A 17,802-nucleotide genomic window follows, 5' to 3' on the forward strand; every position below is an offset into this window, starting at 1 on the left:
AGCGCCACCATCAACTGGGGCGACGGCTCAAGTTCCACCGGCACCGTCGGCGACGGCGTGACGCCGGTGGACGCGAGTATGGCCGGCGGTTACTTCACTGTAGCGGGCAGCCACACTTACGCGGCCACCGGCAGCTACACCTTCACCGTCACCATCAGCGACACCGACGGCATCACCACCACCGCGAAGGGAACGATCGACCTTGGCCAAGCGCCGCTGTTGGCGGTGGGCGTGCCCGTCGTCGTCACCTCGGGGCTTTCGATCGACGGCGCGATCGTGGCGGCCTTCGCCGATGCCGGCGGCGGCGATGCGCTTACGAATTACAGCGCCACGATCGACTGGGGCGACGGCAGCTCGACCTCGGTCGGCAGCGTCACCGGGTCGGGCAACAGCTTCATCGTCACCGGCAGCCACACTTACGCGGCGGGCGGCGATTACGAGTTGAAGGTCGCCCTCGCCGACACGGACGGTTCGACCGCGAATGTCACGGCGCACGCCTTCCTCGACTCGCCGGTGGCCTCCGTCGTGGCCACCGCCTTCCAGGACGTGTTGCACCGCGCCGCCGACGACTCGGGGCTCAGCTATTGGACCCAGCAGATTGCCGGCGGCCTGCCGCCCAGCCAGTTCGCCAGCGACTTGACGCACAGCGCCGAGTTTTACGCCACGAACGTCATCGACCCGGCCTACCAGTCCTATCTGGGCCGCGGGGCCGACGCCGCCGGCGTCGCGTATTGGACGAGTCAAATGCAGCAAGGGTTGACCGACCAGGAGATCGAAGCCAATTTCATCGCGTCGCCCGAGTTCTACGCCCACGCCGGCGGGACCGATGCGGCCTGGGTCAACGCCATGTATCAGACGGTCTTGGGACGACCGGCGGACAGCGCGGGCCTGAACTACTGGACCAATCAATTGGCTGGCGGGGCCAGCCGTTCGAGCGTGGCCATGGGCTTCGCGGCCAGCCAGGAGCGCGAGGCGCAGACCATCCAGAACGATTACTTCACGTATCTCGGCCGCACGGCCAGTCCCGCGGAGGTGAATTATTGGGTCGCGCAGTTCGACCAAGGCTCGACGAACGAAGATATCGTCAGCGCGTTCATCGGGTCGAGCGAGTACTTCAAGGTACACTCGTAGGGCGGGACCAGCGAGCTGATTCCTATGACGCCACAAACTCCGCAAGCCGGCGATCAAGCGCGTCGCGGCCTGAGATGATGTCCAGTTCGATCGCCAACGCCCACAGCGGGCGGCAGCCGATCTGCGTTAACCGCAGCTTGACGAGGTCCTTGGCGGTGCAGACCACCGCCTCGACCGCGAGCGATTTGGTCCATTGCCCGAGGGCCTCGACGTCGTCGCGAGTGTAGGCGTGGTGGTCGGGGAACTCCTGCAGCGCCACGACGTTGGCGCCGACACTCGACAGCGTGTGGAGGAAACCGACGGCATTGCCGATGCCGCAGAACGCCGCGATGCGCTTCCCGGCAAGGCCTTCGAGCGGTTGTTCGTCGCCGCCCGCTCCAACGAACCGTCGCGGCCGATGTGTCAGTTCCAGCCAGGCGGCTTTGGGCGCATAGCGGCGCACCCGATGGGCAATCGTTTCGCGCTCGGCGGCATCGACGACGTCGGCACGCGACAGAGCGACGATATCGGCCCGCGCGAGGCCCGCAAGCGGCTCGCGCAAGGTGCCGCGCGGGAAAACATGATCGAAGCCGAACGGCTCCAGGGCGTCGATCAACACGATGTCGAGATCGCGGGCCAGGCGGCGGTGCTGAAAACCGTCGTCCAGCAAGATGAGTTGGCTCTCGAACTCTTCGATCGCCATTTTCGCCCCGGCCACGCGGTCGCGGTTTTGCACGTGCGGCACGTCGGGCAAACGCTGCTCCAGTTCCAGGGCCTCGTCGTTGGCCGCCCCCTGTTCGGCGCCGTAGCCGCGGCTGACGATGGCCACGCGCACGCCGCGCGCCCGATACCAGCGGGCAAGCCACTCGACCATCGGCGTCTTGCCCGTGCCGCCCAGGGTCACGTTGCCGACGCTGATCACGGGGACGCCCACGCGTTCGATAGGCAATCGTCCGCGGTTAAAGCGGTAGTTTCGCCAGCGCATCGCGGCGGCATAGCCGAATTCGGCTCCCCGCAGCACCATCCGCGCGGCGGCGGCTCCGATACCGCGACGGCGGCCGCTGACAAGATCACGGAATTCGGAGGGGCGAAACATGGCCGTGCCTAATGGCATTGCTGGCTCACGGCAATTGACTCATGTGCGGCTTGCACGGCTCATGAGGACAACCGCTTCATGGAGCCCGGACTTGCTTTGTCGACGCCGCATTTTTTCGATTCCATCGAGCCGAAACCCAAAATGCTGGAACAGCTCAGCGAGAAGTTCGTCACTCGGCAGTGGCGCCCCGTAGAACTTGCTGTTGCCGATGACATACGCTAAGCGAGCGGCTCCAGAGCACACCGCGGCAACCTGCGAGGCATGCTGGTACATATCGTTAAAGTACTTGATCACATAGCTCTCCATCAGAGATCCGTTCGAGGGAACGCTTCGCCGATACGGCGCCAATAATTCGGCGATAAACGCGTTTGCGGGTTCGACGCCGTTCGCAAGAACCGACGTGGCCTTGCCCCAGGTACCACCGATCGCCTCCGTCTCGAGCGCTCCGACGCTGCGCGACTCGCTTAAGAAATTCATGAAGAAGAGATGAGGTCGAGTCTCTCGTGCATAACTAAAGCGATTAGGATAAGGGGGCGACGTGATGACCGCAGTTGGCTGTTGGCCTTTGATAACTTCGACCAATTGCTTGCTGTTTCCCCGAAATACATGAACGGCGGCAGAGGGCAGGCCCGCGACGGCCCGCAGATCCGCGATCATTTCTTCCAGTTTGTCAGACAGCACTTGGCAGACATCGACTTTCGGCATCGGCTCGTCGGCGAAGGTAAGTGAGACATGATTGTGCTTGGCGTTACTTACCGGAATCAGGATCGCCAGAACTCCCATGCGCAGCAGGTCGAAATCAAACGATTCTTCCTTCATATCCAGAAGCAGTCGGCGAAGGCAAACGAGTTGCATCAGATTAGCGGGCGACCACCAACGCTCGACGTTTTTTATTGGCGGGACGAAGTTGGCGTTGCCGCTCAGGTAGGCAGCCGCTTGTCCCTCATCAGGAACTTCATCAAGGTGCGCGCGATACCGCTGGACAAATGACGCGAAATAGGTCGCAGTGGCCTCTGGGTCGCGGTACGTACGGTTTTTTACCGTGCTGACGAAATGCAAATATGGGTTGATTTCAACGCTGAATGCCGGGATACTACGATATTTCATGGTGAGCGGCACGGTACCGACTCCACTGAATGGATCGAGCACCAAGTCATCCGTCCCGAGGCGAAAATGGGTCGCAATGTCGTCGGCGAGCTGTGGCGAGAAACTTGCTGTTAGGCGATACCAGCGATGAATCGGCCGGCCGAGCTTGCCCTGAAACGTGACGGCCTTAACCGAACGGTTGCGAAACCGCTCCGAAGCGCCGATATCGAAAAGAGTTCGCTGCTGCGTCATTTCGTCAAGTTCCGCAAAACCTTTATGACCGGTTGACGAAACAGTTCTTTGTTGCGCCGCAAAAAGTCATAGTAGTCAAAGCCAGATAATTCCCTGATCAACTCGTCCCGCCAGATAGGGCGGCGGCGATGTATTCAGCGGAGTCTAAGCCGAAAATGCTGAAGACCGGATCTTGCTCGAATCGGCGAAGCAACGCGTACTTTGCCTTGCCTGCCTTTTTCACCGGTCCAGGAATATAGCTGTCCAGTTTGGCCAAATGCTGGAGCGTGATATCAAACAACGTTTGTTCGAGCGGTGACCTGATATCCGGTGCAGCAACTTTTTTTGGCATCTCCCACGCCTCGCCTCGATCGCGTTGGATAGATGCGGCTATTTTAACTTCGCACAAATCGCCTCGGCCATCTCGCGCGTGCCGACGGCCGTGGGATCGTCGCGGTGCGGCTTCAAGTCGTAGGTCACGTGCTTGCCTTCGACGATCACGTCGGCCACAGCCTTTTCCAGCCGGTCGGCCGCGTCGGTCTCGCCCAAGTGCCGCAACATCAGCATGCCCGACAGGATGAGCGCGGTCGGATTGACCTTGTTCTGTCCCTTGTACTTTGGCGCGCTGCCGTGGGTCGCTTCGAACACGGCGCCCTCGGGTCCGATGTTCGCCCCAGGGGCCACGCCAAGCCCGCCGACCAGTCCGGCCGCCAGGTCGCTGAGAATGTCGCCATAGAGGTTTTCCAGCACCAGCACATCGTACAGTTCCGGCTTCTGCACCAACTGCATGCACATGTTGTCGACGATGCGGTCTTCGAACTCGACCGCCGGATACTCGGTGGCGACCTTCCGCGCCACCTCCAGCCAGAGGCCGTCGGTGTGCTTCATGATGTTCGCCTTGTGGACGCAGGTCACTTTCTTGCGGCCGTTGGCCTTGGCGTAGTCGAAGGCGCAACGCACGATCCGCTCGCTGCCCGACACGCTGATCGGCTTGATCGAGATGCCGGTCTCCTGCGGGCCGGTCTTCACTTTGCGGTCGGGCGAAATCTGGTTGATGAAGTCGATCAGCTTGGCGGTTTCGGGCTTGCCGCGCTCGAACTCGATGCCGGCGTATAGGTCTTCGGTGTTCTCGCGGACGATCACCAGATCGACCGGCACGCCGTCGAAGAAGGTCCGCACTCCCTTGTACTGCTTGCAGGGCCGGATGCAGGCATATAGTCCCAGGGCCTGCCGCAAATGCACGTTGATGCTGCGAAAGCCGGTGCCGACGGGCGTGGTGATGGGGGCCTTCAGGGCACAGCGAGTGCGGCGGACGCTTTCCATGACGGCGTCGGGCAGGGGCGTGCCGGTGCGGGCCATAACATCGACGCCGGCCTCCTGGACATCCCATTTGACTTTGACGCCGGTGGCGTCGATCGAGCGTCGGGCGGCGTCGGCCAGTTCCGGGCCGGTGCCGTCGCCCATGATAAGCGTCACTTCGTGGGCCATGAGAACCTCTTTGCATAACGGTCGTTGGATAAGTTCGCAAACTAACAGATGCCGCGGCATGAGCCAAGGGGCCATCCGTCGCGCAGGGTGTGAAACCGCGGCGCCCCGGTACGAGTCGGCATCTTACGCGCCGGCCGCCAGGGCCAGCGCGCCGTACACGACCATCTCTTCGCCCAGCTTGGCGGGCAAGATTCGAAAGGTGCCGCCCAGCGGCGGAAAGACGTAGCGATCGACCGCCGCGCGCAGCGGCTTGAAGAACTGCTCTTCGCCAATCAGCGACACGCCGCCGCCCACGACCACCACCGCCGGCGAAACCAGCGTGACGACCTGAGCGATGGCCCAGCCCAGCGCCTGGCAAGCATGGTGCAAAACGTCGCGGGCCACCAGATTCTTTTCGCAGGCCGCTTCGCCTACGATCTTGGCCGTCAACGCTTCCGGCTCGCGGTCGCAACGACGCAAAAGATCGGCGGTATGTTCTTCCAGCACGGCTTCGGTCTCGATCAAGTGCTGTCGCACCATTTCGGGTTTCAGCGGCCGCGAACCACCGCGGAACGCGCCGAGTTGGTGCGAGATCGGACCACCCAAATAGGCCTGGGCCGCGGCGGCAATGCCCCAGCCGCTGGCCAGCGACTCGACCGTTTGATCGGAACGGTCGGCGTGCAGGCCCGGCCGAAGGTGGCCGATTTCCGCCGCGGCGGGTCCGTGGCCATGATACGGCTTGCCGTCAATCACCAGTCCGCCACCGATGCCCGTGCCCACCGTCACATAAAATACCGGGCTTTGGCCCTGGGCGGCCCCGAAACGCGCTTCGGCCAGGCCGGCCAGGTCGGCGTCGTTGCCGAGCACGGCCGGCACGCCCAGCGCGTCCTTGGTCCAGGCGGCGAGCGGAAAGTCGTCCCAGCCCTCGACGTGATGGCTCTTGATGACCCTGCCCCGCGCCGCGTCCACCGGCCCACCAAAGCCGTAACCGACCCGCTTCACCCGGTGCTTCTTGACGAGTTCGCCGCCGGCCCGCGCGATTTGATCGCGAATGCCCGCCGCGCCGTTGGCTGGCGTCACATCCAAGCGGCGCATCTCGGCCAGCGTGGGCGAATCGCCTGGGCCGACGCCAAGCTGCAGCTTTGTGCCTCCGATTTCAATTCCCAAGAACATCGCCGTGCTCGAGGCGTGCGAGATGGCAGGTTAGCGCGCAGCCAGCGCCTCGGCGTGGCGCCCTTCCTGATTGATCCGGGCAAAAACGTCGTTCAGCACCCAATGGAACAGCGCCAGGTGGATGCTTTCGACCATTCCCATGTCGTCGAGCGGCACGTGCAGACCCGCCTGCTGCATCTGTTTGAGCTTGCCGCCCTTGAAGCCGGTGAGACCGAAAGTCCGCAGTCCGTGACGGTTGGCCCAATCCACGGCCTTGAGCACGTTGGCACTGTTGCCCGAACCGCTAATGCCGATCGCCAGGTCTCCGGGCCGGCCATAGTTCATGAGTTGCTGGACGAAAATCTGGTCGTAACCGCAGTCGTTGCCCACGGCCAGGATCCAACCCAAATTGTCGGTCAGGCTCATGATCTTGAGCCGTTGCTTGCTTTCGTCCTGCAAATCGCACTCGCGAAGCGAGCTTTTGCCTAGGTCTTCGCTGATGTGCGTGGCCGTGGTGCCGGAACCGCCGTTGCCGAAGACATAGACGAACTTGTCCTGCTCCCAGGCTTCGAAGATCCAGTCGGCCATCTGCTGAATTTCGCTGTGGTCGACGCGGTCGATTTCTTCGTGCAGCCGGGCGAGGTATTTTGGGATGTCAAGTTTGGCGCCAAGCATGGCGGCAGGGTCTCCGGGATATATAGGGAAAGGTGCCATGATTGTAGCGTATGCAGGCGGCGCGTTCCAAGTGCTCCGTCATCGTCCCTTGACGGATCGGTCGCAACAGCAGCGACGCTGGCTGGTGGCCGGGGCATCGCTTGGCCACACAGCGTATCGTGAAGGGTCGTGGTAGTAACGGCCAAGCTCTGCCCCAGCCACCGCCTGTCATCCATCAATTGACGAGCGGTCGAGTACTACTCCGTCGGCAGCGGCACGCTGCCCGTAACGCCGTAGAGGGCCAGGCCGTAGCGACTGATCGCGGGACTTTGCAAACACCTTCCATACGACGGGGCTTCAATGCCGGCCTCCGCGGCGAGCGACGCAAGCTCTCGCCGGGGCAAGGGACCGTGCTCGATCAGCAGGCGGACGATCTCTCGCTCATGTCCTTGCAGAACGTCGAGCGGGTTTTCGGGATGACGTGCCATGATGAATTTTCCGGCAACGCGCCACCCGGGCTGACGACGGCAATAGTCCAAGAGCTGTGCCCGTGTCAGAGCCTGACCCGGATAACGGTCGTCGTGCTGCAGGGCCAGCCAAAGCACGTCTGCGGAAATGCGGGGACAGACCGCCAACACCTTGCGGATCCGGTTCCAGAGCACGTTGGGCCGCGACCAACGCAACGAAAACGTGCCTTCCGATTCGTCGAGCCAATAGAAGCCTTCGAGGGACCGCAGGGCGTACATCACCGCCGAAGGCGAGAGGCCCGCCGCGGCCGGAGTGTCCGTTGCCCGTTTGACCGTCGTCAAGCCGACCGTCGTGACGAGCTGCCGCGCGCGAGACTGCAACTGCAAAATACTCCCCAACTCCGCTTCGGAGACCACGGAGCGCCGTTCTCCGTGGCCGTGGATCACGAAGCCCGGTTCGCGCCCCATAAGCGTCGCCAGCTCTCGAATTCCCGCGACGGGTACACGGCCCTTGGTCAGCCGCGAGCGGGCCAATCGCCGCTCGACCTCCGCCAGCGGGGCCGGCAGGTCGGCCCGCACGATTTCCAGCGCTCGATCGAGCGTGGGAGCAAACGGTGCTGGTCCGCCCGACCGCGGTAGCCAACGGCAAAACACCTGGCGAACGCGCTCGTACGTGATGTCGAACTGCTTGCCCACGCTGGTATTGGTCGCCCGGCGGTTGCCCTGCCATTTCAAGCAGGCTGCGACCACTTGGCGGTCGCGTTGAGACCGGCCGGCGGCCAGGATGTCGACCAACTCGTCTTCCAACTTGGCGCCGTCCAGCGTTTGGACCTCCTCGCAGAGCGACAGCAATGCGGCGGTCGAGGGTCCGCTCAATCGGCCGTCGCGCAGCGCGTCGAGAGCCGCGCCCAAGGTCGTCGCATCGTGGACCGCGGCCCGGAATTGGCGGCCCACCCGCGGATCGGCAGGGGCGATCGCCAAGGCGCCGGGAAGCGCGGACATGCTGGCCGTCACATTTCGGATTCGCTTCGAGACGGCTCCGTCGCGTGCCGCGGCGGGCAGCTTCCGGCTTCGCGCCGCCGGCGACTTGCCTGAGCCGTCCTGTTGGCGTCGCTTGGAATCGGCCGGCGCGCTTGCTTCCAACGACACCAAAAGATCGACGAGACTCTTGAGGCCGAAGCCTTTGAGGTGCAACAATTCGCCAATCGTCACCCCCTCGGTGCCGGTCGTAAAGCGATGGATGCCGGCGCGGTCAAGGCAGTTGAACGTGCGGTTTTCAAGCTGCAGGTCGTCGATCGCGACGGTCCGAGGATGCGGCGAAACCGGGCGGCTCTCCAACGAGCGAACGAGCACGGGCCACCGGGCCGCCAGCTCGTGGAGCAGACTTCTCGCCAGGCGGCGGCGTGTACTTTCATCCTGTCGATTGGAATTCGTCGCCTTGAGGCCCTGAAAGCCCGGCACGCCCTCGTCCTGAAGGAATTCGTGTACCAGTCGGGGCACAATCGGTTGCCCTGGTCGAGGATAGCGAGAAATAGGCATGATGCTGGTGAATTTTACTGCAATTCGAACGAAGGTCCAAGTCCCAGTATAATCGACAAGACCAGCAAACTCACCCCACCTCTATCGGCTTTTCGGCATATCTGACCTGAAAGTGGACGGCGTCGGCGTCCCTCACGGCCGAAGATTATCATATTTGGTCATCGATAGATCGACGCGCGCGGACGCGCCGTGTGAGGGCGCGGTGGCTAACGGATCTTCACCAAGGGGGGCCAATGCGGAACTCGGTTGAACCGTTTGCTGCCAGCCGGCGTTTTACCGGCGCGATCGCCGGTTCGATCGTCGTCGGCTGCCTGGCAACACTCACGGGCTGGCTGATCGACAGCCCAATTTTGAAGAGCTTGCTGCCCGGACGGGTGGCGATGAATCCTTCCACCGCCTTGGCGCTGGTCGGCGCGGCCGTTTCCTTGGGTCTGACGGCAGCCGGACGTGCTCGGAATCTGGCGCGGCTGTCGGCCTCGGTGGTGGCCGCCCTCGGTGCGGCTTGCGTGGCCTGCTATTGGGCCGGCGTCGATTCGCGAATCGACCGCGTGCTGTTTGCTTCGGCGCTGGGCGACAACCGCATGGCCCCCAACACCGGGGTCTGCTTGTTCCTGGCCGGCACGGCGCTGCTGACGGTACCGCAGCCACGCGGTCGGCGAATCGCCGAGGCGTTAGGCTCGGCCCTGGCTTGCTGGTCGTTTTTGTCGGTCATCGGTTACCTCTTCGGATCGCGCTCCTTGTACGGCATCGGTGCGTATATCCCCATGGCCCTCAACACGGCCCTGCTGCTGCACCTGCTCGGGCTGGGAGTTGTACTGGCAGCCGGCCCGTCGTGGCTGGCATCGGTCATCGACACGAACACGCCCGGCGCGATCATCGCGCGGCGGCTGATGCCGGCGGCCGTGGCGGTGCCGTTGGTGTTCGGCTGGCTGCGGCTGAGGGGAGAGGCGGCGAAGCTTTACGACACCCAGTTTGGCGCGGCCCTGCTCGTAGTGGCGACGATTGTCGTATTGCTGAGCGTGGTCGTGTGGGCGGCGAAATCGGTCGATCGGGCGGTGGCCCACAGCGCCGCGGTGCAAGCGGCCTCACGCGCCCAAGAAATACAATACCGGCTGCTGGTCGCGGGCGTTCAGGACTACGCCATTTTCCTGCTCGACCCCGAGGGAAACGTCAGCACCTGGAACGAAGGCGCCCAACGCATCAAGAGATACAAGACCGCGGAGATCCTGGGGCGCCATTTCTCGCGTTTTTACCCGGCGGAAGACCTGGTGCATGGCAAGCCGTTGCGCGAGCTGGCCCAAGCGGTAAAGCAGGGCCGCGTGTGCGACGAAGGGTGGCGCGTGCGGGCCGACGGCACCAGGTTCTGGGCGAATACCGTGATTACCGCCATCTTCGACGACAACGGCAAGCTCACCGGCTTCTCCAAAATCACCCGCGACATGAGCGCCGAAAAAGACTACCAGCAGCGGCTGGCGGACCTGAACGACGATTTGGAGCGGCGCGTCGAGCTGCGCACCAGGGAACTGGCCGAAGCCAACCGCGATCTGGCGGAACAGAACCGCGAGAACGAGACGTTCGTTTACAGCGTGTCGCACGACCTGCGTTCGCCGCTGGTCAATTTGCAAGGTTTTAGCGCGGAGCTGGAGCTGACCTGCGGCGAGCTTGCCGAGACGCTGAGCGCCGCAGACGTGCCGGCGGCGGTGCGCGAGTGCGCCGCGAAACTGATCGATCCCGCAATGAAGGAGCCGATTCACTTTATCCGCACCGCCGTCACTCGGCTGAGCGCGATCATCGACGCCTTGCTGCGGCTGTCGCGCGCCGGCCGCGTCGAATTTCAGATCCGGGATGTGGATCTGAATGAAGTGGTGCAGCGCATCATCGACGCGATGCGCGCCACCCTGGCCGCGCGCGGCGCGGAGATCATCCTGCACCCCCTTCCGGCCGTTCGCGGCGACGCCACCGCTCTGGAGCAGGTGTTTGCCAACCTGATCGGCAATGCCGTCAACTACCTCGATCCGGCCCGGCAAGGGGAGATCGAAGTCGGCGTGTTCGAAGAGGCTCCCGCGACCGACAAGAACGGTCCGCCACTGTGGACCTGTTTCGTGCGCGACAGCGGTCTGGGGATTGCCGCCCCATGTCAAAACAAAGTGTTTCAGGCGTTTCAGCGGCTGCACCCGGCGGCGGCGCGGGGCGAGGGAATGGGGCTGACGATCGTGCGCCGGGTCGTCGAACGCCACGGTGGACGGATTTGGCTGGAATCCACCGAAAACGTGGGCAGCACGTTCTTTGTTTCGTTGCCGGCCGCGGACGCGAGCGGCCGGAATCCGACCTCGCAAGCCGGCCGCGGCGCGCCCGCATCGGAGAGTGCCGGTCAGACCATGAAGGCCACTCGGCAGGAAGGACTTTGTCATGCGCACTGAGCCACTGGTGATCCTTTTGGCGGAAGATGACGACGGTCATGCTCGGTTGGTCGAGCGGAACTTGCAGCGGGCCGGCATCACGAACCAGGTGGTCCGTGTCCGCGACGGACAACATGCCCTCGACTACGTGCGCCGCACGGGAGAACATTCCGGCCGCGATGCCGGCGCGCCCTTGCTGCTCTTGCTCGACATCAACATGCCGCGGGTCGACGGCGTGGAAGTGCTGCGCCAGGTCAAGGCCGAAGAAGCGACGTGCAAGATTCCGGCGATCATGCTGACCACCACCGACGATCCGCGTGAGGTGGAACGCTGCTATCAGCTCGGCTGCAGCGTGTACATCACCAAACCGGTCGAATACGAGGCCTTCGTCGAAGCCGTCAAGCGGTTGGGCCTGTTTTTGCAAGTCGTTCAAGTTCCACTCGAGGACGCGAAACTAGCGTAAAGGACAAGCCATGAGCGAAGAGCGCGAGATCGTGCTGATTGTCGACGACGACCCGGGCGTGGGCGCCCTGCAGCGGCGTGGTCTGGAACGCGCCGGGTTTCAAGTCGCCAGCGCCGAGACCGCTTCGGCGGCGATGGAGCACCTGCGCCGCGGCGGCGTCGAGCTGGTGGTGCTGGACTATCGCCTGTCCGGCGAGATGAACGGCCTGGAGTTCTACGCCGCCATGAAACACGCCGGCTACGATGTGCCGGTGATTATGGTGACCGGGTACAGCCAGGAATCGACCGTGGTAGAGGCCCTGCGGGCCGGGGTGCGCGATTTCGTCAGTAAATCGCCCAACTATCTCGACTATCTGTTGCAAGCGGTCGAGCGGTTGTTCCAGCAGTTGCGGATGCAACGCCAATTGGCCGAATCGCAGGCGCGGCTGGGCGCGGTGATCGGTTCTTCGATGGACGCCATTATCACCGCCGACGCCGGCGGAACGATTACGCTGTTCAACGCGGCGGCGGAGCGGATGTTCGACTGCGCGGCCGCGGAAGCGGTAGGCCAGCCGATCGCCAGGTTCAGCCCGGAGATGGCGGGTCTGCTGAAAGGGGCGGGGGTTGCTTCAGGGACCGCGACTCAAACCGCACCTGCCCTGCCGTATGAAATGCACGCCCAGCGGCTCAACGGCCAACCCTTTGCCATCGAGGCCTCGCTGTCGCAGGGCGACGCGAGCGGCAAGTCTTTTTATACGTTCATCGTGCGCGACGTCACCCAGCGCCAACGGGTCGCCACCGAGCTGCGGATGGCCAAGGAGGCCGCCGAAGCCGCCAACGTGGCCAAGAGCAGTTTCCTCGGCAACATGAGCCATGAGCTGCGGACCCCGATGACCGCCATCCTCGGCTTCACCGACTTGTTGCTCGACGGCGAACCGAACGTGAGCCGGGAGGAAGCGCTGGAGGTGATCAAACGCAATGGAAAGCACCTGCTGAAGATCATCGACGACCTGCTCGACATTTCCACGATCGAAGCCGGGCATTTGACCATCGAGCGCGTCCCCTGTTCGCCGGCGCAACTGCTCGTCGAGACGCACGCCCTGATGCAGGTCCGCAGCCAGGCAAAAGGGCTCTCGCTCACGATCGAGTGCCGCGACTCCCTGCCGCAACTCGTGTACGCCGACGCGACGCGGCTGAGGCAGATTCTGCTTAACCTCATCGGAAACGCGATCAAGTTCACCGAGTCGGGCGAAGTGCGAATCGTGGCCGAATACGACGCCGGCCGTCAGATACTGCACGTCGAGGTGAGCGATACGGGCATCGGCATGACCGAGCGGGAAATCGCCGGGCTGTTTCGTCCTTTTACGCAGGCCGACAGCACCATCACTCGCCGTTTCGGCGGCACGGGCCTGGGACTGACCATCAGCAAGCGGCTGGCCGTGCTGTTGGGCGGCGACGTTCATGTTCGGAGCAGTCCGGGCACGGGCAGCACGTTCCGGCTGAGCGTTCCCCTGCAGCCCATCCGAGCGGAACGGAGTACCCCTCGACCACAGCCCGAGGCCTGCCATCTGCTGGCGGACCGGCGGATCCTGTTGGTCGAAGATTCGCCCGACAGTCAGCGGTTGATCGCGTTCGTGCTCGCCAAGTGCGGCGCGGAGGTCGTGACGGTGGAGAACGGCCAGCTCGCCATCGACGCAGTTTTGGCCGCCAAGGAACGCGGCATCTCCTACGACCTGATTCTGATGGACATGCAGATGCCGGTCTTGGACGGCTATGAGGCGAGCCGCCGGCTGCGCGACTGCGGTCAAACCGAACCGATCATCGCTTTGACGGCGCACGCCATGAAAGGCGACCGGGAGAAATGCTTCGACGCCGGCTGCAACGATTATCTGACCAAGCCCGTCGACGTCGCCCTGCTGCGGGGCAAGTTAGGTGAATGGGCCCATCGTGGCTCGGTTGCCGTCGCGGCCAACTTTGCCGACGCCTCGGCGGGCGAATAGAGAAGGCTCACTCGATTTCATAAATTGGGCTGCGCGGGTCGTCAACACGACAGGGCGCATTCGCGGCCGTGCGTTTGCTGGCCATCGCCTTTTGCGAACCGCGCGATCGTCCCAACCAGCCGTCGCAGGTCAACCGGTTTTCCAAGATGTTCGTCGAAGCCCGCGTCCAGGCATTTGCAGCGGTCGTCGAGCGAAGTGAGCGCCGTAAAGGCGATGATCGGTCCGCAATACGCTTGGGCCCGCACCCGGCGCGTCGCCCCGACACCGTCCAGAACCGGCATCTGGATGTCCATGAGAACCACGTCGAATGCGTTGCCGAGCTGCGCGGCTGCGAGAATCTGCTCGGCGCCGCTCTGGCCGTTCGATGCCAGGCTGACCGTGGCGCCCGCACTTTGCAGTACGGTGATCACGAGCTTCTGAATATCGGGGCAGTCGTCGCACAGCAACACAGTGCAACCTTCGAGACGCCGTTTGTCGAGCATGGTTTCCTCTTGTCAGCGACGGTTTCACCGGCACGCTTGTCCCACCTCACGGCAAGCCGCGTGCCGGAAAGTGCGCCGTCATAAAGCTGACGAATGCGCAAGTCGAATGGATGTGATAACCGGAGCGACCCGGCCGATCGCGCAGACCGTGCCGCGCGACGGCAAGTGCGCTGTGCGAAACCGCCCGCTCAAGCGCAGTACCCGCACACGGACACGGCGCGCGAGGAAAGCGTCGCGGGTTTGTTCGCCGGGCTGGCGTAATCTAGGCTCGATAGGGACACCAAATCACGAACGACCAAGCGGCCAGCATGCGGCAAACGACGGCGGCGGAGATGAACGATCCGAGGTACCGCTTTGCGGTCCTCTATATCGGCGACTGCGATGAGCGGTTCGACCGAGCGGCATCGGCCCTCGAAGCATCGCGCCGTCTGCGCTTCGAGGTCAGCCGGCTAGGCGCGGCGGAGGCCACGCCGTCGCTGCTCGACTCTCGCCAAGACGAAGCCTGGCTGATCGATGCGGTCGACGATTGCGGCGTCGCGCGGCGGTTGATCGAGGAGACCGATAACGATTCGCAACGTCCGGCGCGCATCGCGCTGGTGCGCGCCGAGCGCGGCGAGGAACCGTTTGGCGACGCCACGCTCGACATCGCCCAATTGCAAACCGAGACCATCGAGCGGTCGCTGTCGGAGGCCCTCCGCCGCCGCCGGGAGCATCGCGTCTGTCTGGAACGACAAGCCAGCGCCCAGCTTCAGCCGCCGCAGGCCGACGGACAGTTCACGATGAATGCCGAGGGCATCATCGAGTCTGCCACGCCGGCCGCCGAGAGACTCCTTGGTTTCCCCCCGAACGGCCTGTGCGGCCGCGCCGCACGCGAGCTGGCACCGGGCATCGGCAACTTTCCCGCCGACGCCTACCTCTCGGCCGACCACCAGCGGACCGGTTCGCGGCTGGGCCTGGATGTCTGGCTCCGCTGCCGCGACGGCAAGGCCATCCCCGTCAACCTGCTGCTCTGCCGGCGGACGTTGCCCGACGGCCGGCAGCGAACGGTGGCCACGCTCAGCGACCTGAGAGAAGCGAAACAAAGCGAGAGCCAGTTGCGGCAATCGCAACGCTTTCTGCAAGCGACGCTCAACTCGCTCTCCGCGCGGATTGCCATTCTCGACGATCGCGGCGTGATCATCGCCGTCAACGAGGCCTGGCGGACCTTCGCCGACGCCCAGCCCGATTGGCGCCAGTCGGCCTTGGTGGGCGCCAATTATCTCGACGCCTGCGCGCTGGGCACCGCCGACTGCGGACGCGAAGGCGCCCAGGCCGCCGACGGCGTGCGGCAGCTCCTCGGCGGCCAACGGCGCGAGTTTCACCTGCAATATCCTTTCGCGGGACCGTCGGGCACGCGCTGGTTCGTCATGACGGCCACCCGTTTTCCCGACGATGGGCCGCTGTGCGTGGTGGTGGCCCACGAAGACGTCACGGAACGCACTCGCTTGCAGGCCCAGCTCTTGCAGGCCCAGAAGCTCGAATCGATCGGTCAGCTTGCGGCCGGAATTGCGCACGAGATCAATACGCCCACCCAATACATCGGCGACAATAACCGCTTTTTGCAGGACGCCTTCCGCGACCTCGACGGCCTGTTGACGGAAGTCAAACGGCTTGCCAAGCTGCCGGATGCTGCGGGCCGGTGCGGCGCTTTGGCCCAGCTCGCCGCGCGGGCCGACTTGGACTACTTGCTCGACGAGATCCCCAAGGCCATTTGCCAATCGCTGGAGGGCATCGACCGGGTGGCCGGCATCGTGCGGGCGATGAAAGAATTCGCGCATCCGGGCACGCCCGAAAAAACGCCGGTCGACCTGAATCGCGCCATCCAAAGTACGCTGACTGTGGCCCGCAACGAGTGGAAATACGTGGCCGACCTGGTGACCGAGCTGGACGACCACCTGCCGCCGGTGCCTTGCTTGCCCGGCGAAATCAACCAGGTGGTGCTCAACCTCGTGGTCAACGCGGCCCATGCGATCGGCGACGTGGTGTCGGCGGGCAAGTTCTCGAAGGGCCAAATCCGGGTGGCCACGCGGGCCGACGGCGACTTCGTCGAAATCCGCGTCTCGGACAACGGCACCGGAATTCCGCCGGAGATCCATCGCAAAATCTTCGATCCTTTCTTCAGCACGAAAGGAGTCGGCAAGGGCACCGGGCAAGGGCTGGCGATCTCGCACGCCGTGGTCGTCGAAAAGCACGGCGGCACGATCGCTTTCGAGACGGCATTGGGACGCGGAACGACCTTCATCGTTCGGCTGCCGCTGCAGACGGGCCAGGACGACGAGGGTTCAGGGTTCAGATGAGGGATGAGGGATGAGGGATGAGAGATGAGAGATGAGAGATGAGAGTACGCTTCGCCCACTCAAGACCCGAACACTCGGCACCAAAAACCTGAACCCTGAACCCTGAACCCTGAACGCTCATGAAGCGCATCTTGTTTGTGGACGATGAACCGAGCGTGCTCGATGGCCTTCGCCGCATGCTCCGCGCCTGGCGCGGCGAATGGGAACCGGCATTCGCCGCCGGCGGCAGCGAGGCCCTGGCCCTCTTGGCCGAGCGGCCGTTCGACGTGGTCGTCTCCGACATGCGCATGCCCGGCATGGACGGCGCGCAGTTGCTCGACGAGGTGACGCGGCGTTATCCGTCCATCGTGCGGATTATTCTTTCCGGCCAGGCGGACCGCGAGAGCGTGCTGCGTTGCATCGGTCCGACGCACCAGTATCTGTCGAAACCGTGCGGCGCGGCCGAGCTCAGGGCAACCATCGAGCGCGCGTTGGCTCTGCGACAATGGCTGGACGAGCCGACGATTCAACACGTGATCGCCAACGTCTCGTCGCTGCCCGGCCTGCCGGCGCTCTATACCGAGCTGGTGGCCGAGCTGCAATCGCCCGACTGCTCGCTGGCACGCATCGGCGAGATCATCGGTCGCGACGTGGCGATGACCGCCAAGATCATGCAGCTCGTCAACTCATCCTATTTCGGCTTGCGGCAGCGCGTGGGCACGCCGCAGCAGGCGGCCGCCGCGCTGGGTACCGAAGTGTTGCGGGCGTTGGTGCTGTCGATCAAGGCTTTCTCGCACGAGGATCAGATCAAGCTGCCCGGCTTTGACATCGAGCGGCTCTTCGAGCACAGTCTGGCGGTGGGCGCCACAGCCAGGGCGCTGGCCCGCCTGAGCGGCGGCGCCACGGCGCTGGTCAACGATTCCTTCGTGGCCGGCGTGCTGCACGACGTGGGCAAGCTGGCGCTGGCGCGCAGTCTGCCCGAGCGTTACGCAAAGGTGCTCGCCCTGGCCGATAACGAAGGGTTGCCTCGCTGCGTGGCCGAGACGGAGATCCTCGGTTGCTCGCACGCCGAAGTGGGCGCGTATCTTCTGGGGCTGTGGGGCTTGCCCGACGCGCTCATCGAAGCGGTGGCCTTTCATCACCAGCCTCGCCGCTGTGGCCGCCAGATGGTGGGCGCCGCGGCCACCGTGCATCTGGCCAACGGTTGGGAGCACGAGCGAACGGCCGGCGACGGCGAGCCGTTCCTGCCGGTCGATCAAGAGTATGTCGCGGCCGTCGGCTGGGCCGAAAAGCTCGGCCATTGGCGCGAGGTGCTGAAGCTGCCGTAACGGTAGGGTGGGACCAGCGAGCTTGCGAGCGCCGG

The 17,802-nt window shown here is 64.1% G+C and carries 14 protein-coding genes; 6 read left to right on the forward strand and 8 right to left on the reverse strand.

All coding sequences use genetic code 11. The annotated features are described in order from the left end of the window. On the forward strand, nt 1-1,131 hold a 1,131-nt coding region (locus tag VNH11_13585), incomplete at its 5' end, for a DUF4214 domain-containing protein (protein ID HVA47396.1). Between the two features lie 22 nt (nt 1,132-1,153). Here the strand turns inward: VNH11_13585 and lpxK are convergent. From lpxK to VNH11_13620, 7 genes are all read right to left on the reverse strand, one after another. Beyond that, entirely contained in the window at nt 1,154-2,224 is a 1,071-nt protein-coding gene (lpxK, locus tag VNH11_13590; GenBank protein ID HVA47397.1) for a tetraacyldisaccharide 4'-kinase, read from the reverse strand. 21 nt (nt 2,225-2,245) lie between these two features. Then, nucleotides 2,246-3,544 (reverse strand): hypothetical protein, encoded by a 1,299-nt coding sequence (locus VNH11_13595; GenBank protein ID HVA47398.1) that lies wholly within the window; start codon nt 3,542-3,544, stop codon nt 2,246-2,248. A gap of 97 nt (nt 3,545-3,641) precedes the next feature. Continuing rightward, nucleotides 3,642-3,875 carry a hypothetical protein gene (locus VNH11_13600; GenBank protein HVA47399.1) on the reverse strand — a complete coding sequence of 78 codons (234 nt, stop codon included), beginning with the start codon at nt 3,873-3,875 and terminating at the stop codon, nt 3,642-3,644. Between the two features lie 38 nt (nt 3,876-3,913). After that, complete coding sequence (locus VNH11_13605; protein ID HVA47400.1) at nt 3,914-5,011, reverse strand: isocitrate/isopropylmalate dehydrogenase family protein; 1,098 nt, start codon at nt 5,009-5,011, stop codon at nt 3,914-3,916. A 123-nt stretch (nt 5,012-5,134) separates the two neighbouring features. Next, on the reverse strand, nt 5,135-6,163 hold the full coding sequence (locus VNH11_13610; protein HVA47401.1) for an ROK family protein: 1,029 nt from the start codon (nt 6,161-6,163) through the stop codon (nt 5,135-5,137). A gap of 30 nt (nt 6,164-6,193) precedes the next feature. Beyond that, entirely contained in the window at nt 6,194-6,817 is a 624-nt protein-coding gene (locus tag VNH11_13615) for an SIS domain-containing protein (GenBank protein ID HVA47402.1), read from the reverse strand. Between the two features lie 236 nt (nt 6,818-7,053). Beyond that, nucleotides 7,054-8,763, reverse strand: a complete 1,710-nt coding sequence (locus tag VNH11_13620) for a DNA-directed RNA polymerase subunit alpha C-terminal domain-containing protein (protein HVA47403.1) — start codon at nt 8,761-8,763, stop codon at nt 7,054-7,056. A 272-nt stretch (nt 8,764-9,035) separates the two neighbouring features. On the opposite strand from VNH11_13620, the gene VNH11_13625 reads away from it, so the two are divergent. From VNH11_13625 to VNH11_13635, 3 genes are read left to right on the forward strand one after another with little or no spacing between them, the layout of a single operon-like run. Next, on the forward strand, nt 9,036-11,222 hold the full coding sequence (locus VNH11_13625) for an ATP-binding protein (protein ID HVA47404.1): 2,187 nt from the start codon (nt 9,036-9,038) through the stop codon (nt 11,220-11,222). Continuing rightward, nucleotides 11,212-11,664 (forward strand): response regulator, encoded by a 453-nt coding sequence (locus tag VNH11_13630; protein HVA47405.1) that lies wholly within the window; start codon nt 11,212-11,214, stop codon nt 11,662-11,664. The genes VNH11_13625 and VNH11_13630 overlap by 11 nt, the downstream gene beginning before the upstream one ends. 10 nt (nt 11,665-11,674) lie before the next feature. Then, complete coding sequence (locus VNH11_13635; protein HVA47406.1) at nt 11,675-13,642, forward strand: response regulator; 1,968 nt, start codon at nt 11,675-11,677, stop codon at nt 13,640-13,642. Between the two features lie 41 nt (nt 13,643-13,683). Here the strand turns inward: VNH11_13635 and VNH11_13640 are convergent, their stop codons facing one another. After that, nucleotides 13,684-14,091, reverse strand: a complete 408-nt coding sequence (locus VNH11_13640; protein HVA47407.1) for a response regulator — start codon at nt 14,089-14,091, stop codon at nt 13,684-13,686. Between the two features lie 341 nt (nt 14,092-14,432). On the opposite strand from VNH11_13640, the gene VNH11_13645 reads away from it, so the two are divergent. Together VNH11_13645 and VNH11_13650 are read left to right on the forward strand one after the other, a co-directional pair. Then, nucleotides 14,433-16,460 carry an ATP-binding protein gene (locus tag VNH11_13645; GenBank protein ID HVA47408.1) on the forward strand — a complete coding sequence of 676 codons (2,028 nt, stop codon included), beginning with the start codon at nt 14,433-14,435 and terminating at the stop codon, nt 16,458-16,460. Between the two features lie 119 nt (nt 16,461-16,579). After that, nucleotides 16,580-17,767, forward strand: a complete 1,188-nt coding sequence (locus tag VNH11_13650; protein ID HVA47409.1) for a response regulator — start codon at nt 16,580-16,582, stop codon at nt 17,765-17,767. Nucleotides 17,768-17,802: the final 35 nt, after the last annotated feature.

This window comes from Pirellulales bacterium (assembly GCA_035533075.1).
In the GTDB taxonomy this organism is placed as follows: Bacteria; Planctomycetota; Planctomycetia; order Pirellulales; family JAICIG01; genus DASSFG01.

What these genes read in the sequence shown, in the direction of transcription:
- lpxK (HVA47397.1), bottom strand. Translation starts at nt 2,224, where the DNA reads ATGCCATTAGGCACGGCCATGTTTCGCCCCTCCGAATTCCGTGATCTT.
- VNH11_13595 (HVA47398.1), bottom strand. Translation starts at nt 3,544, where the DNA reads ATGACGCAGCAGCGAACTCTTTTCGATATCGGCGCTTCGGAGCGGTTT.
- VNH11_13600 (HVA47399.1), bottom strand. Translation starts at nt 3,875, where the DNA reads ATGCCAAAAAAAGTTGCTGCACCGGATATCAGGTCACCGCTCGAACAA.
- VNH11_13605 (HVA47400.1), bottom strand. Translation starts at nt 5,011, where the DNA reads ATGGCCCACGAAGTGACGCTTATCATGGGCGACGGCACCGGCCCGGAA.
- VNH11_13610 (HVA47401.1), bottom strand. Translation starts at nt 6,163, where the DNA reads ATGTTCTTGGGAATTGAAATCGGAGGCACAAAGCTGCAGCTTGGCGTC.
- VNH11_13615 (HVA47402.1), bottom strand. Translation starts at nt 6,817, where the DNA reads ATGCTTGGCGCCAAACTTGACATCCCAAAATACCTCGCCCGGCTGCAC.
- VNH11_13625 (HVA47404.1), top strand. Translation starts at nt 9,036, where the DNA reads ATGCGGAACTCGGTTGAACCGTTTGCTGCCAGCCGGCGTTTTACCGGC.
- VNH11_13630 (HVA47405.1), top strand. Translation starts at nt 11,212, where the DNA reads ATGCGCACTGAGCCACTGGTGATCCTTTTGGCGGAAGATGACGACGGT.
- VNH11_13635 (HVA47406.1), top strand. Translation starts at nt 11,675, where the DNA reads ATGAGCGAAGAGCGCGAGATCGTGCTGATTGTCGACGACGACCCGGGC.
- VNH11_13645 (HVA47408.1), top strand. Translation starts at nt 14,433, where the DNA reads ATGCGGCAAACGACGGCGGCGGAGATGAACGATCCGAGGTACCGCTTT.
- VNH11_13650 (HVA47409.1), top strand. Translation starts at nt 16,580, where the DNA reads ATGAAGCGCATCTTGTTTGTGGACGATGAACCGAGCGTGCTCGATGGC.